The 14,819-nt window shown below is 67.6% G+C and carries 17 protein-coding genes and 1 tRNA gene; 12 read left to right on the top strand and 6 right to left on the bottom strand.

Annotated elements, in window-relative coordinates; all coding sequences use genetic code 11:
- The first annotated feature begins 71 nt into the window (after positions 1–71).
- From leuD to E5A73_RS17815, 11 genes are all read left to right on the top strand, one after another.
- Positions 72–701, top strand: coding sequence for a 3-isopropylmalate dehydratase small subunit (leuD, locus tag E5A73_RS17765; RefSeq protein ID WP_135965186.1), 630 nt, complete (start codon positions 72–74; stop codon positions 699–701).
- Complete coding sequence (locus tag E5A73_RS17770; protein WP_135965187.1) at positions 664–1,659, top strand: NADPH:quinone oxidoreductase family protein; 996 nt, start codon at positions 664–666, stop codon at positions 1,657–1,659. The genes leuD and E5A73_RS17770 overlap by 38 nt, the downstream gene beginning before the upstream one ends.
- A gap of 200 nt (positions 1,660–1,859) precedes the next feature.
- On the top strand, positions 1,860–2,183 hold the full coding sequence (locus E5A73_RS17775) for a DUF1476 domain-containing protein (protein ID WP_135965188.1): 324 nt from the start codon (positions 1,860–1,862) through the stop codon (positions 2,181–2,183).
- Positions 2,184–2,423 carry a BolA family protein gene (locus tag E5A73_RS17780; RefSeq protein ID WP_135965189.1) on the top strand — a complete coding sequence of 80 codons (240 nt, stop codon included), beginning with the start codon at positions 2,184–2,186 and terminating at the stop codon, positions 2,421–2,423.
- Between the two features lie 6 nt (positions 2,424–2,429).
- On the top strand, positions 2,430–2,762 hold the full coding sequence (gene grxD, locus E5A73_RS17785) for a Grx4 family monothiol glutaredoxin (protein WP_135965190.1): 333 nt from the start codon (positions 2,430–2,432) through the stop codon (positions 2,760–2,762).
- 488 nt (positions 2,763–3,250) lie between these two features.
- Complete coding sequence (locus tag E5A73_RS17790; protein WP_100283928.1) at positions 3,251–3,619, top strand: BlaI/MecI/CopY family transcriptional regulator; 369 nt, start codon at positions 3,251–3,253, stop codon at positions 3,617–3,619.
- The gene (locus E5A73_RS17795) at positions 3,616–5,124 is read left to right on the top strand and encodes a M56 family metallopeptidase (RefSeq protein ID WP_135965191.1); all 1,509 of its coding nucleotides are present in this window, start codon (positions 3,616–3,618) and stop codon (positions 5,122–5,124) included. Before E5A73_RS17790 ends, E5A73_RS17795 begins: the two co-directional genes overlap by 4 nt.
- Positions 5,125–5,286: 162 nt before the next feature.
- Complete coding sequence (locus E5A73_RS17800; RefSeq protein ID WP_135965192.1) at positions 5,287–6,144, top strand: MBL fold metallo-hydrolase; 858 nt, start codon at positions 5,287–5,289, stop codon at positions 6,142–6,144.
- Complete coding sequence (locus E5A73_RS17805) at positions 6,126–6,824, top strand: DUF4230 domain-containing protein (protein WP_240700246.1); 699 nt, start codon at positions 6,126–6,128, stop codon at positions 6,822–6,824. Before E5A73_RS17800 ends, E5A73_RS17805 begins: the two co-directional genes overlap by 19 nt.
- Before the next feature lie 44 nt (positions 6,825–6,868).
- A complete protein-coding gene (gene nadA / locus E5A73_RS17810) occupies positions 6,869–7,897 on the top strand; it encodes a quinolinate synthase NadA (protein WP_135965193.1) in 1,029 nt (342 codons plus the stop codon).
- Positions 7,898–7,907: 10 nt separating this feature from the next.
- Positions 7,908–9,332 (top strand): hypothetical protein, encoded by a 1,425-nt coding sequence (locus E5A73_RS17815; RefSeq protein ID WP_168355973.1) that lies wholly within the window; start codon positions 7,908–7,910, stop codon positions 9,330–9,332.
- A 44-nt stretch (positions 9,333–9,376) separates the two neighbouring features.
- On the opposite strand, the gene dinB is transcribed toward E5A73_RS17815, so the two are convergent.
- Both dinB and E5A73_RS17825 read right to left on the bottom strand, forming a co-directional pair.
- Complete coding sequence (gene dinB / locus E5A73_RS17820; protein ID WP_135965195.1) at positions 9,377–10,468, bottom strand: DNA polymerase IV; 1,092 nt, start codon at positions 10,466–10,468, stop codon at positions 9,377–9,379.
- A 96-nt stretch (positions 10,469–10,564) separates the two neighbouring features.
- The gene (locus tag E5A73_RS17825; RefSeq protein WP_135965196.1) at positions 10,565–11,347 is read right to left on the bottom strand and encodes an OmpA family protein; all 783 of its coding nucleotides are present in this window, start codon (positions 11,345–11,347) and stop codon (positions 10,565–10,567) included.
- 183 nt (positions 11,348–11,530) lie between these two features.
- On the opposite strand from E5A73_RS17825, the gene nadC reads away from it, so the two are divergent.
- Positions 11,531–12,376: a carboxylating nicotinate-nucleotide diphosphorylase gene (gene nadC, locus E5A73_RS17830; RefSeq protein WP_135965197.1), complete on the top strand. Its 846-nt coding sequence runs from the start codon at positions 11,531–11,533 to the stop codon at positions 12,374–12,376.
- 4 nt (positions 12,377–12,380) lie between these two features.
- Here the strand turns inward: nadC and E5A73_RS17835 are convergent, their stop codons facing one another.
- The 4 genes from E5A73_RS17835 to E5A73_RS17850 all read right to left on the bottom strand — a co-directional run bounded on the left by E5A73_RS17835 (position 12,381) and on the right by E5A73_RS17850 (position 14,817).
- Positions 12,381–12,791: a DUF4112 domain-containing protein gene (locus E5A73_RS17835; protein WP_135965376.1), complete on the bottom strand. Its 411-nt coding sequence runs from the start codon at positions 12,789–12,791 to the stop codon at positions 12,381–12,383.
- Between the two features lie 22 nt (positions 12,792–12,813).
- Positions 12,814–14,280, bottom strand: coding sequence for an ABC transporter substrate-binding protein (locus E5A73_RS17840; RefSeq protein WP_135965198.1), 1,467 nt, complete (start codon positions 14,278–14,280; stop codon positions 12,814–12,816).
- 88 nt (positions 14,281–14,368) lie between these two features.
- Positions 14,369–14,455, bottom strand: a tRNA-Leu gene (locus tag E5A73_RS17845).
- Between the two features lie 83 nt (positions 14,456–14,538).
- Positions 14,539–14,817 carry an HU family DNA-binding protein gene (locus E5A73_RS17850; protein ID WP_100283941.1) on the bottom strand — a complete coding sequence of 93 codons (279 nt, stop codon included), beginning with the start codon at positions 14,815–14,817 and terminating at the stop codon, positions 14,539–14,541.
- Positions 14,818–14,819: the final 2 nt, after the last annotated feature.

The raw sequence follows: 14,819 nt of genomic DNA on the forward strand, positions 1-14,819 counted from the left end.
CAGCAAGCCGCCGACAACGCAGTCGCCCGACCCGAACTGATCGGGCGGCCCACCCTCTGGAGTCCTTGCTGATGGAACCCGTTCGCCAAGTCGAAGGGCGTGCCTATCCCTGGGGCGCCAAGAATATCGACACCGACATCATCATCCCCGCCCACTGGCTCAAGACCACGACGCGCGAGGGGCTAGGGAAGGGTGCGTTCGAGACCGTCCGTGCGCAGCCGGGCAACATCTTCGACGATCCGCGCTATGCCGGCGCGCCGGTGCTGATCGCCGGCGACAATTTCGGCTGCGGGTCGAGCCGCGAGCACGCCGCCTGGGCACTCGCCGACATGGGCGTCAAAGCGGTGATCGCGCCGAGCTTCTCGGACATTTTCTCGGGGAATGCGTTCAAAAACGGGATCGTCGCCGTCGTCCTGCCGCAGGACGCGATCGACCGGCTGGTCGAAGTCGCACGCGACAATGAAATCACCGTCGACCTCGAGACGATGACCGTCACCACCCCTTTTCAGGACCGCTTCGCCTTCGAACTCGACGCCTTCCGCCGGCAATGCCTGCTGGAGGGGCTGGACGAGATCGGCATGACACTGGCAAAAGATACCGAGATTTCGAAATACGAATCCGGTGTCGCCATGTCGCGGCCGTGGATCGCAGTGGGAGCGGGCAATGAAGGCACTCTTGTCACAGGCGCCGGGCGGACCTGAAACTCTAAGCGTTTCCGACCTGCCGGATCCCGCACCCGGCAAGGGCCAGGTGCTGGTCGCAGTGCGTGCCTGCGCGATCAACTATCCCGACGTGCTGATCATCGAGGACAAATATCAGTTCAAGCCGCCGCGCCCGTTCGCCCCGGGCGGCGAGATCGCCGGATTGGTCGAGGCGGTGGGCGAGGGCGTGAGCCAGTTCGCGGTCGGCGACCGCGTCTTGGGCGTGATCGGCCATGGCGGGCTCGCGGAGAAAGTCGCCGTCGATGCCGCGCGGCTCTATCCGCTCCCCGAAGGCCGCAGCTTCGAGGAAGGCGCGGCGCTGCTGCTGACCTATGCGACGACGATCCACGCCTTGCTCGACCGCGGGCATTTGAAAGCCGGGCAGACCCTGCTCGTCCTCGGCGCCGCGGGCGGCGTCGGCCTTTCTGCGATCGAGCTTGGCAAGGCGTTCGGCGCGCGCGTCGTCGCGGCGGTCTCCTCGGACGAAAAAGCCGAGGCGGCGCGATCCGCAGGTGCCGACGAGACGCTCGTCTATCCGCGCGCACCGTTCGACAAGGCGCAGTCGAAGGCGCTGGCCGAGGCGTTCAAGGCGGCGGTCGGCCCCAAAGGCGCCGATGCGATCTACGATCCGGTCGGCGGCGATTATGCCGAGCCGGCGTTGCGCGCGATCGGGTGGGAGGGGCGCTATCTGGTGGTCGGCTTCCCTGCGGGCATCCCGAAGCTGCCGCTCAACCTGACGCTCCTCAAGAGCTGCGACGTCTGCGGGGTGTTCTGGGGTGCCTTCGCGGCGCGCGATCCGCAGGCCAACCAGGCGCATGTCGAGCATCTGTTCCGGCTGTGGGAGGAGGGCCGGATTTCGCCGCGGGTGACCGAGACCTTCGCGCTGGCGGACGGCGGCAAGGCGATCGCCAGGATGGCGGCGCGGCAGGCGATCGGGAAACTGGTGGTGACGCCCTAAAAGTCCTCCCTCGCGAAGCGGGGGAGGGGGACCACGAAGTGGTGGAGGGGGCCTCTCCGCGGGCGTGTCGCTTGCGGCTAAGCCCCCTCCGTCGCCTTCGGCGCCACCTCCCCCGCTGCGCGAGGGAGGATCGAGGTTGTTGCCTTGCTTCTCCTCCCCTCCTATCTCGGCGGAAACCGAACCCAAAAGGCGAGCAGCACATGACCACTTTCGACGATCGCGAACGCGGGTTCGAGGCGAAGTTCGCCCATGACGAGGACATCGCCTTCCGCATCGCCGCGCGGCGCAACCGGCTGCTCGGCCAATGGGCCGCCGCCAAGATGAAGCTGACCCCCGAAGAGACCGATGCCTATGCCAAGGCCGTGGTCCAGGCCGATTTCGAGGAAGCCGGCGATGAGGACGTCATCCGCAAGCTGCTCGGCGACCTGCTCGCCGCCGGGGTGGAGGTCGACGACGCGACGATCCGCAGCGCGATCCAGGAGCAGACGATCGAAGCACGCCGCCAGCTGATGGAATCCAAATAGATGGCGATGGCCGCAGCCGAGATCGAGGAGCTGATCCGCGCCGGCATCCCCGATGCCCGCATCGAGATCACCGACCTGGCCGGCGACGGCGACCACTATGCAGCGCGCGTCGTCGCCCCCATGTTCAAGGGGATGCCGCGGGTGCGCCAGCACCAGGCGGTTTACGCAGCGCTAGGCGGACGCATGGGCGGCGTGCTCCACGCGCTCCAGCTGACCACCGAAGCGCCGGCCGAGGAGTAGAGTGAAATGACCGACGACGTTCAGGCGCGCATCCAGGGTATCGTGGATGCCAATCCCGTTCTGCTCTTCATGAAGGGCAGCCCGCTTTTCCCGCAATGCGGCTTTTCGAGCCGCGCGATCGCGATCCTCACCCATCTAGGCGTCGAGTTCGAAAGCGTCGATGTCCTCCAGGACCAGGGCGTCCGTCAGGGCATCAAGGCCTTTTCCGACTGGCCGACGATCCCGCAGCTCTATGTGAAGGGCGAATTCGTCGGCGGATCGGACATCATGATGGAGATGTACGAGAGCGGCGAACTCGCGCAATTGCTGGCCGACAAGGGCGTGACGGCCTCTGCCTGACCTTCCTCTTCCCCTCCCTGCAAGGGAGGGGCTAGGGGTGGGTTAGAAAAGGTCGGGCTCGACTCCCGGCCTTTTCCTTATGTCCACCATCTCGTTGGGCTCGCTGCCGCTCGCACCCACCCCCAACCCCTCCCTTGCAGGGAGGGGAGTTCCTCAGTGTCGTTGCGAATCGCAATCATCGATGTAAGGGAACCCGGGTCGGGTGGGTCGACGCGAGACCGGTAAGTAAGCGGTCGACCCACCCTGGAATGAAGCGTCGAAACGCTCGGGTGCCTGATACGGTGCATTCGCCGTGCCACTTCGCGCGAACCCCCGAATCTCAACCGCTTCGTTGGTTAACGTTGGTTCCGCGCCTATCCCCGGTGTAAGCCAATCCGACACTTCGGCGGCAAGCGGTGCTGACGCATCGAAACCGTTCATCGGCCATTCAGCCTATTGACTACAGACGTAATCGTGGCGATTACAGCCGTAGTCAGTACGAGGGACCCATGACCGAGCGGATCAGCGAAGCCGAGCAGGCAGTGATGGAAGTGCTCTGGGAAGAGTCGCCGCTCACTGCGCAGGAAGTCGCCGAGCGGGTTCCCGCCGAGCGCGACTGGAGCGCCAACACCGTCAAGACCCTGCTCGGCCGGCTGCTCGCCAAGAGCATCATCGGGCATGAGGAAGACGGCCGCCGCTATCGCTACCGCCCGCTGGTCGAGCGCGCGGACTATGTCGTCGGTGAATCGCGCCGCTTCATGGACCGGCTGTTCGGCGGCAAGCTCACGCCTTTGGTCGCGCACCTCGCCGAGCGCGATGCGATCACCGACCAGGACATCGCCGAGATCGAAGCGCTGCTGAAGGAGCTGAAGTCATGATCGGCTGGGCACTCGAAACCTTCGTCGCCACCACTTTGCTGATGCTGCTCGTGCTCGCGCTCCGCGGACCCGTGCGCAAGTCGTTCGGGCCACACATGGCCTATGCCCTGTGGCTGCTGCCCGTGGCGCGGCTGCTGCTGCCACCGCTTCCCGAGAGCTGGCGCGAGCAGGCGGTGGCGCCGGTCGCCGCGGCAAGCGACATCGTCGCGGTCTATTTCGTCGAGCCGCTGGGCGCGGCGCCTTCCGCCGGGGCGGAGGGGAGCTTCGGCTTGTGGATGGTGATCCTGCTCGTCTGGGCGCTCGGCGCGGCGGCGTTCCTCGGCTACCATCTGGTCGCGCACGGCCGCTTCACCGCCAATCTGCTCCGCCGCGCCCGCGTCGACCGCACCGTCGCCCAGGGCAAAGTCCGGGTGATCGAGACCGACGCCGCGCACGGTCCCTTGGCCTTCGGGGTGTTCCGCAAATATGTCGCGTTTCCGCGCGACTTCTCCGAGCGGTATGACGAGCAGGAGCGCGATCTCGCGCTCGCGCATGAGCTCGGCCACCACGTCCGCGGAGACTTGATCGCCAATTGGGTGGCGCTGTTCGTCCTCGCGCTCCACTGGTTCAATCCGATCGCGTGGCGGGCGTTCCGCGCCTTCCGCGCCGATCAGGAAATGGCCTGCGACGCCCTGGTGCTCGCTGGCCGCGCCCAGGCACTGCGCCATGCCTATGGCCGTGCGATCGTCAAGTCCGCGCATGGGGGTGCGGTCTCGGCGGCATGTCACTTGCACACGATCAACGAAGTCAAAGGGAGGTTACGCATGCTTTCGAAGACCCGGCCATTTTCCCCCACCCGCGCCGCCGCGGGATTGATCGGGGTCGGCGCGCTGTCGGTCGCCGCGCTCGGGCTCACCGCCTCGGGAACGCAGGCCGCGGAGACGCTCAAGAACAAGGTCGAAACCGTCACCGGCGTCGATCTCGGCCAGGATATGCCCGCGCCGCCGGCGCCTGCCGAAGCGCCCGCCGCGGCCGAGGCTCCCGAGCCGCCGGAAGCGCCGGAGGCGCCCGCAATCGTAGAGGGGCCGCAGAAGGTCCATGTTCATCGCTTCTCGGTCGACGACAAGGGCAAGGACGGCAAGAAGATCCGCAAGATGGTCATCGTCCGTACCGATGGCAGCAAGGACGAGATCGTGATGCCCGATATGGACGCGATCCGCATCTCGATGCCCGAGATCCGCGACGGCAAATGCGGCAAGGGCGGTCCCAACGTCGAGCATCGCGCGGAGGGCGACAAGAAGATCATGATCATCTGCACCGACCGGATCGAGATGGCGGCGGAAGGCGCCGCGCAGATGGCGATGCGCCACAAGGCGATGGGTCTGGAAAGCGCCCGGATGGGGCTGCGCATGGCGCGCCGCTCGGTCGAGGCCGAGACCGACCTGTCGGCGGATGAGCGCGCCAAGGCGCTCAAGGGCATCGACGAGGCGATGGCCGAACTCGCCAAGGAGCGCGACGAGGATTGACGAGAGGGGAGGGGCGTCCGCAAGCCCCGCGGACACCCTTCACGACGGGGCCGGCTGAACTCCTTCGCAGCCGGCCCCGTTTAATTTTCTCTTGTTCCCCTCCCGCAAGGGAGGGGAGTAGAAGGGGTTGCACCGCACCCTTCCACCCGCCACATCCCCAGCATGATCGAGGCTCCCACTGGCATTGCGGTTGCGGTCGAGCCGTTGGTCACGCGCGTTCTCGCGCCCAACCCTTCGCCGTTCACTTATACCGGTACCCAGACCTATCTGGTCGGCACTACCGAGATCGCGGTGATCGACCCGGGCCCCGATGAGAGCGTGCACCTGGAAGCCTTGCTCGCTGCAATTGCCGGCCGCCCGGTCGTCGCGATCCTCTGCACCCACACCCACCGCGATCACAGCCCCGCCGCGGCACCGCTCAGGGCCGCCACGGGCGCTCCGATCATCGGCTGCGCCCCGCTCACGCTGGATGACGCCGGCCCGCGCGCCGACGCCGCCTTCGACACCAATTATGCCCCCGATCGCGTGCTCGCCGACGGCGAGAGCGTCACCGGGCCGGACTGGACGCTCACTGCAATCGCCACGCCCGGGCACACGTCGAACCATCTCGCCTTCGCGCTGCCCGAGGCCGGCGCGCTGTTCACCGGCGACCATGTCATGGGCTGGTCGACCACCGTGGTGGCACCCCCGGACGGCGACATGGCTGCGTATATGGCGAGCCTCGACAAGCTCATGGCGCGCGACGACCGCATCTATTACCCCGCGCATGGCGATCCGATCGAGCGCCCGCAGCGCTTCGTCCGTGGACTGATGGGCCACCGCAAGCAGCGTGAAGGCCAGATCCTCCGCCTGCTGCGCGAGGAGATCGGCGCGGTCCCGGCGATGGTCGAGCGCATGTATGTCGGGCTCGATCCGCGGCTGACGGGTGCCGCCGGCCGCTCGGTGCTCGCGCATCTGCTCGATCTGCGCGCGCGTGGTCTCGTCCAGGGGGAGGGCGAAGCGTGGAAGCTGGCGGCTTGATGCGCTGGGGCTGCCTGAAGTTCGCCGCGCTGGTCACCGTGCTGGTCCTGGCGATCGGCGGCGGTTTCTGGTTCCTCGGCGACACGATGAAGGGTCAGTTCCGCGGCCCCGACCCGGTCACCGTCGCGCAGGCGAGCCTGCAGGGGCTGCGCGAGCAGAACCGGCTCTCCACCTTCGCCGCGCGCTATGTCGCGGTCGTCACGTCGAAGCAGAGCCGCCTCGGCATGACCGCGGAGAAGACGCTGATCATGCCCGGCATGGTCCGCTATGAAGTCGACCTGGCCAAGCTCCAGCAGAAGAACCTCGCCTGGGACGCGGCCGACAAGCGGCTCACCATCCTGCTCCCGCCGCTCGAAGTGATCGGCCCCGATGTCGATCTCGACGGCATCCGCGAATATTCGCAGGGCGGGCTGCTGATGCGCTTCACCGATGTCGAGAAGCAGCTCGACGCCGCCAACCGCAAGTCCGGCCAGCAGGAATTGATCCGCCAGGCGCGCGGTCCGGTTCCCGTCAAGCTTGCCAAGGAAGCCACGCGCCGCGCGATCGAACGCAGCTTTACGATGCCGCTCAAGGCCGCGGGGCTCGACGCGAAGGTGACGGTCTATTTCCCCGACGAGCGCCCCGGCGAGGACTGGGACCGCTCGCGCCGCCCCGAAGACGTCATCGCCAATCGCTTCTGACGGTTCCACTTGATCCGCGCCTGCCCACGGGCCATCTGCCCGGGATGGACGCTAGAAACGGAACGGGCGCAAGCCTGACAGGGCTCGACCTTCGCGCCGAGATCGATCGGCTGCGCAAGGAGCGTAACGCGGTCATCCTCGCCCATTATTATCAGAAGCCCGAGCTCCAGGATCTGGCGGACTTCGTCGGCGACAGCCTCGATCTCTCGCGCAAGGCGGCCGAGACCGATGCCGACGTCATCGCATTCTGCGGCGTGCGTTTCATGGCCGAGACTGCCAAGATCCTGTCGCCCGACAAGATCGTCGTGCTCCCGGACATGAACGCCGGGTGCAGCCTCGAGGACAGCTGCCCGCCCGATCAGTTCGCCGCCTTCCGCGCACAGCATCCCGATCACATCGCGCTGACCTACATCAATTGCTCGGTCGAAGTGAAAGCGCTGAGCGACATCATCGTCACCAGCTCGAGCGCGGAGAAGATCCTCAGCCAGATCCCGCTCGACCAGAAGATCATCTTCGGCCCCGACCGCAATCTTGGCGGCTATCTCACCCGCACGCTGGGCCGCGAGATGCTGCTCTGGCCGGGCGTGTGCATCGTCCACGAGGCGTTCTCGGAGACCGAGTTGCTCAAGCTCAAGGCGCAGCACCCCGGCGCGCCGATCGCCGCGCACCCCGAATGCCCGCCGCACATCCTCGATCACGCCGATTATGTCGGCTCGACGCGGGGCATCCTCGATTTCGCCAAGAGCTTCCCCGGGCAGACGCTGATCGTCGCCACCGAGCCGCACATCATCCACCAGATGGAAAAGGCGCTGCCCGAGAAGCAGTTCATCGGTGCTCCGGGCGCCGACGGCAACTGCAACTGCAACATCTGCCCGTACATGGCGCTCAACAACATGGAGAAGCTCTATCTCGCGCTACGCGACCTCAACCCGCGGATCGAGATCGAGGAAGGCATGCGGCTGAAGGCCAAGAAGAGCCTCGACCGGATGCTCGAAATGGCGAGCGCGACGGTGGGGCAGGGCGATCTCGGCCCCGTCCCGGTCGTCGGCGGCGATCCGAAGAAGGGCGATTGACGCCGGCGTGATGCGCGGGCTTTCGCCTGAGGCCCGGGCCGGGCTGGCGGCGGCGCTGCTCTGCGTGGGGGTGCTGCTGTTCTTCTGGCCCGGCGTCGCGCATTACGACACGATTGCGCAATATCAGCAGGTCGTCTCCGGCGCGTATAACGACTGGCATCCGCCGGTGATGGCGCGGCTGTGGTCGCTTTTCCACGCGCTTGGCTGGGCGGGACAGGGGCCGATGTTCGTGCTCCAGACAATGCTCGGCTGGACCGGTCTCGGCCTGCTCGCGGCGGCGCTTGCCCGCGGCGGCGCCCGGATCGCCGCGCTGGCGGTGCTCGCGCTAGGGCTGTGGCCGCCCTTGCTCGGCTGGCAGGCGCTGGTGGTCAAGGACGGCCAAATGGCGGCCGCGTTGCTCGCCGTCACCGGGCTCTTCGCCTGGTGTCGGTTGGACGCGAAGCGGCTCGGGCCGATTGCGACGTCGGCAGTGGTCGCGCTGCTCGCTTATGCCTTGCTCGTCCGGGCAAACGCGGTGTTTGCCGTCGCGCCGCTCGCGGTGGGGCTGTTCGCGCCGTGGCGCTGGCAGGCGTGGCGCTCGAAGGGCCTGCTGATCGGCGCCGTGACGCTCGCCGCGCTCGCCTTGTCGCCGCTGATCAATCACCGCATATTCCGGGCCGAGCCCAGCGGCGTCGCTGCCACCCAGCCGATCTTCGACATGGCCGGCATCGCCCACCGCGCCGGGCCGAACGCAATCCCGCTGCTCCCCGCGGAGACATGGCAGCGGCTCGAGGCAGAGCGTTGCGTCTCTTCGGTGCTGTGGGACATCTTCTCGATCGGCAAGCGCTGCGATTTCATCCAGCACGGCATCAGCGGGCGCCCCCGCCAGGACATCTTCGCGGCCTGGACCCGCGCGATCCGCGACCATCCCGGCGCTTATCTCTCGCACCGGCTGGCGCATTGGAACGCGACGATGCGATGGTTCGTCCCCTGGCACTTCCCCCAGGCAGTGCCTCAGGCCGAATCCCTGCCGAACGAGTTCGGGCTGGGTTCGCCGGGGCATCAGGTCTTGGCCTATGATCGGTTCGCCGGCTGGCTCGCCAACAGCCCCCTCGGCGCGCCGATCCTCGCGCTGGCGGCGGCGCTGGCAGTGCTGGCGCTGGCAAGGCCTGCGCAGAGCGCCGCGCATGAACTTGCAGTCCCGCTCGCGCTGTCCGCCATGGCGATGGAATGCAGCTTCCTGTTCGTCAGCATCGCCAGCGACTGGCGCTATCATCTCTGGTCGATGCTCGCGGCGTGGCTGGCGGCGATCCTGCTGCTCACCCAGCCGCTGCCCAGGCGCGGGGCGCGGATCGCGCTGGCCGGGCTGGCGCTGGTTGCATTTACTTCGCTCGGGGCCCGGCTGGGGCTGCCGCAGGTCGGCGATGATTATGAGGCGCTGATTCTCAGATATTAAAATACTCCTTCCCCTGCTTCCGCAGGGGAAGGAGTCAGTCGAATCTAGGCCGCATCCTCCGCCCCGAACAGCGGCAATGCCTCCGCCGGCCCCGTATCCGCTTCGAAGTTCGACACCGTCACCCCCACCAGCCGGATTCCCTTTTCCGGCGGCAGCACCAGCCCGATCAGCTCGCGGCTCGCCGCGCGCAATGCCTCCTGTGTTTGTACCACCGTCGCGAAGCTCCTGCTCCGCGTGATCTGCCTGAAGTCGGCGAACTTGACCTTCACCGTCACCGTTCGCCCGAACGCCTGCGCCTTGTCGCACCAGCCCCAGACATCGTCGGCCATCCGCAGCACCCCCGCCTCGATCTCGGCGGGCTCGGTCAGGTCGCGGTCGAACGTGGTCTCCGAGCCCGAGGATTTGCGCTCGCGCGACGGGTTGACCGGGCGCTCGTCCAGCCCCCGCGCGATCGCGTGATACCATTCGGCCGCGCTGCCGAAATGCGCGCGCAGGAAATCGAGCGGCTTGTCGCGGAGATCGGCACCGGTCTCGATCCCCAGCCGCTTCATCTTGGCCGCGGTCACCGGCCCGACCCCGTGGAAGCGCGATACCGGCAGCGTCTCGACCCATGCCGCGCCCATCTCGGGCGTCACTGCGAACTGGCCATTGGGCTTGCGCTGGTCCGAAGCCAGCTTGGCGAGGAACTTGTTGTACGAAATCCCCGCCGAAGCAGTCAGCCCGGTCTCCTCCAGAATGCGCGCCCGGATATGCTTCGCGGTCGCCCAGGCGGTGTCGATCCCGCGGCGATTGGCAGTGACGTCGAGATACGCCTCGTCGAGCGACAGCGGCTGGATCAGCTCGGTAAATTCGGCGAAGATCGCATGGATCTGCTGCGACACTGCCTTGTACACGTCGAAGCGCGGCCGCACGAACACCAGCTCGGGGCAGCGCCTGAGCGCGGTCACCGAGGGCAGCGCTGATCGCACCCCGAAGGTCCGCGCCTCATAGCTCGCCGCCGCCACCACCCCGCGCGCCGCGGCATAGCCCACCGCCACCGGACGCCCGCGCAATTCGGGCGCGTCGCGCTGCTCGACCGACGCATAAAAGGCGTCCATGTCGATATGGATGATCTTGCGGACGGGCGCGTTGCTCACCGCCCCAGTCTAGCGCGTCCCGAACAATAGGGGAACGACAAAGCGGGAAGATCGGCCGAAAGGGAAGGGACGGCTGCACCGCCGCCCCTTCGCGGCTCAGTCGTCCCGCTCGAAGCGATCGGCGCGCTGGCCGAGCAATGTGACCTCGACGCGGCGATTGAGGCGCATCCCCGCAGGCGTATTGTTGGTGGCGACGGGCTCGCGCTCGCCATGCCCTTCGACGCGGAAGCGCGCGCGAGTCACGCCCATTTCGTCGAATGCCGATCGCACGCTGTCGGCGCGGCGCTCGGACAAATCCTGGTTATGCGCATCGGTGCCGCGCGAATCGGTGTGGCCGATGATCGCGACGCGGACGCCGGGATTGGCGCGCAGATAGCCGGCGAGCGGGCGGAGCTTTTCGATCGCGCCCGGGCGCAGATCGGCGCTGTCGGTCCGGAACAGCACGTCCTCCTGCAGCGTCATCGTCGCGCCGAGCGGGGTCTGGCGAAAACGATAGTTGCGCATTGCGCCGTGATCCCAGTCACCGCCGCGATCGGGAGTTACGACAACTTCGTCGCGCGATGACCAGTCGAAGCCACCGCGGCCGGGGCGGGCGACCTGGATGAACACCCGATTGGCTTCCTGCGCTTCGCGGCGGTTGATCCGGCCGTCGCGATTGGCGTCGAAATTGCGCATGACGAAGGCCCGGCCGCGATTGGTGTTGCGCAGCTCGCGGTGAAGCAGCGGCACGCCGGCGCCGACCAGGCGATATTCCCGGTCGCCCGCCCGGCCACCTCCCCAATCCCAGTTGCGCTGCTGCGCGAGTGCCGGGCTGCAGGTGGCGAGGATCGCCGCCGAAGCGGCGAGGGCGCGAAATGCCTGTTTCTGAAACTGAATCATGATCGTCTCCATGGCCCCCGCCATGGCTTTTTATGCAAGCATCGCGTTGAACCGGACCTGAGGACTACCGACAGCCGAGGTTCACGGCGGAAGGCCTCCTCTCTCTCAAATGAGGGGATCGAGAACGCGGCTGGTGCGCAATCGCAGCTTCCGCCGGCATGGCCTGAGATGTAGAGCGCCACCATGCCCTTTTCCCTCGATCATTTCGACCTCGCCGCCTTTGTCAGCGCCACGCTCGCCGAGGATGTCGGCATTGCCGGCGACATCACCTCGGCCGCGGTGATACCCGCCGACGCGGTCTTCGAAGGGGTCATGGACAGCCGCGACGCGGTCACCGTCGCAGGGCTGCCGATCGCCGAGGCTTTCTTTCGCGCACTCGATCCCGAAGTGACGGTCGAACGACTGGTCGAGGACGGGCAGGCGGTGCCCGCCAATACCGACCTCCTGCGCCTCCGCGGCAAAGCGCGCGCGATGCTCACTGCCGAGCGGTCGGCGCTCAACACCGTTCAGCACCTCTCGGGCATCGCCACGCTCACCCGTGCCTATGTCGATGCGATCGCCGGCACCGGCGCAATCTTGCTGGACACGCGCAAGACCATCCCGGGCCTGCGCGTGCTCGAGAAATACGCCACGCGCATGGGCGGCGCGCAGAACCACCGCATGGGGCTGTGGGATGCCGCGATGATCAAGGACAATCATGTCGGCGTCGCCGGCTCGATCGGCGAGGCGGTGCGCCGCGCAGTCGCCGCGGGGATCGACCGCATCATCGTCGAGGTCGACCGGATCGACCAGATCGCGCCTGCGCTCGAAGCGGGGGCCACGCATCTCCTGCTCGACAACATGGCGCCCCCGACGCTTCGCGAAGCGGTAGAATTGGTGGCGGGCAGGGTGCCGACCGAAGCCTCGGGCGGGGTCCGCCTCGACACGATCCGCGCGATTGCCGAAAGCGGGGTGACCTATGTCAGCGTCGGGCGCCTGACCCAATCGGCTCCGGCGGCCGATATCGGGCTCGATTTCGCCGCAGGCTGACTCGTCACAAGTCGATCGTCGTCGTCGCCGGATGATGCTTGTCGAGGTGCTTACGGATGATCTTGAGATTGCGCGAGTTCGAGCGGAAGAACAGATCAGGGATCGCGCCGACCCAGGGGATCATGCCCAGCGCCCAATCGAACCCGACATTGCCCGCCATCCGCGCGATCTGGGTTTTCGACATGCCGAGATTGCGCGCTTCCCACGCCATATAGGCGCCCATCGCGGCGGCGATCGTGGTGCCGATCCCCGGCACGAGATCGAGCACGACGTCTAGGCCGACCGGAAAGCGTGTCCCGGGAATGGTAAAGCTGCGCTCGAGCAGATGCTCCATCGCTTCGATCCGGCGGCGGATATGCGCGGGATCCTTGCCCAGCGGCAGGTCTTTCGCCGCCGCGCTCCATCCGCTCGCCATTCGCTCCGGCCTCGCCACCACCTTACTCCTTCTCGTTTCGCAGATGGTTCAACGGGTGCCAGCCCCGCGCGTTCCCCTGCCACGCTCCCAGCCGCAGCGCGACCAGCGACCAGCGCAGCGGCTGGGCGATCGGGATATAGGCGGCATCGGCGGTCAGCGCCGCATCGGCCTCTGCGATCCGCTGGGCGCGTGCCGCCAGATCGGGCGCCTCACGCCCCGCGGCGATAAGCGCCTTGGCTTCGTCCGAGCAGGCGACGCAGGCGGTCTGCACGAACCAGCGCCCGCTGTCATAAGGCGCGATGGCGTCGATCAGTCGCAGGTCGGCAGGAGCGGCCGCGCCGACGCGCTGCGGGGTGATGCCGATCCGCAGCATCGCTTCGGCGAGATGCGCCCACAGCAGAGTCGCACCCGGGCCGGCAGGCAGGGCGATGCGAAGCGTGAGCGGCTCGGGATGCACGCGCCGCCACGCGGTCACCCGGTCGCGCGCCATCTGCCGCCGCGCGTCGAGCGTGAGCGAAGACCAGTCCGCCCGCGCCGGCGGTGCGGCCGAATCGAGCTGGCCAGGGAGCAAGGTCTCCAGCGGTGTCCAGTCGGGGCGCAGCGCCTGAGTCAGCGCCGCGCGGTTGATCGCCATGGCAACGGCGGCACGGTTGCCCGGTTCGGACAGAAATCCCTCTCGTTCGGCCACCGCGAGCCCGAACAGCCCCGATGGCTGCTCGACATGCAGATTGGCCGGCGCGAGTGCGGCCTGCGCCGCGATCGGCCAGTCGACGAAGCTCCCGCCGAGGATCAGGTCGGACTCGCGCGCCTTGAACCGCGCCAGCGCGACTGCCGCCCGCTCGGCGAGAAGCTGGACGGTCTCCTCGGGCTCGGGCGCGCTGTTGTCGCCGGCGCCGCCGGGGTCCGGCACCGGGCGCAGCAGCACGCGCCCGCGCACGCTCGGCTGCGCGCGGAACGGGCCGCTGCCGTCGAGCGTGCCGGTGCGGAACACCGCCAGTTCGGGCTGGGCGAACAGCTTGAGCAGGTCGGGCCGCGGCCGCTTCAACCGCACTTCGATCACCGTCGGCGTCATCTCGACGATCTCGTCGATCACCGCCAGGAATGGCGCGAGCGTGTTGCGGCTGCCCGGCGCGGCGGCGCGGCGGAGCACGCGGACGACCTGCGCCGCGGTCACCGGCGCGCCGTCGGGCCAAGTGGCTTCGCGCAGGCGGAAGATGTAGCTGCGGCCGTCGTCGATGACGATCCAGCGCTCGGCCAGCGCCGCCTCGATCTGGCCTCCCGCGTCGAACCGCACCAGGCCCTGCGCAGTCGCGCCCATCAGCACGCGTTCGGCCGCGTCGAGCGGTCCTGCGCTGGGATCGGCGGCTTTGCTCTCCCCGCCGATGACGCTGACTACGACCGGGGCGTCATCCTTGCGCTGGCCGCTGCCGCATCCTCCCGCCGCCAGCGCGAGGCCGAGCAGAACAACAAGGGAGGTCGATCGCTGCATCGGGGTTTCCGCTGTTGGAGACGCGGCGGGTGTATGATCCGCGCCGCGCGCTGCCAACCCCTTGCCCGTCCGGCAGCCCTTGGGATTCTGGTGCGGACGGCGGGACTCGAACCCGCACGCCCCGAGGGGCAGAAGATTTTAAGTCTCCGGCGTCTACCGGTTCCGCCACGTCCGCATCCATAGCTTGCCAAGCGCATGAGGCCGGAACCGTCAAGCGGTTCCGGCCTCATCTGCGTTTCAAAAGGGTGACGCGTACGCTCAGACGTTGAGGCGGACGCGCATTTCCTTGCCGGGCTTGAAATAGGGGACGCGCTTCGGCGCGACGTCCACGGTCTCTCCGGTTCGCGGGTTGCGGCCGGTGCGGCCGTCGCGGGCGCGCGTGGAGAAGGCGCCGAAGCCGCGCAGTTCGACGCGGCCATCCTCGGTGAGGCGGCCGACAATGTCGTCGAAGAAGACCGAGACGATCTTCTCGACCTCGCGTGCGGACAGGCCGGGATTGTCGTCAACCAGCAATTGCACGAGTTCCGAACGGATCATCC

This window comes from Sphingomonas gei (genome assembly GCF_004792685.1).
Lineage (GTDB): Bacteria > Pseudomonadota > Alphaproteobacteria > Sphingomonadales > Sphingomonadaceae > Sphingomonas > Sphingomonas gei.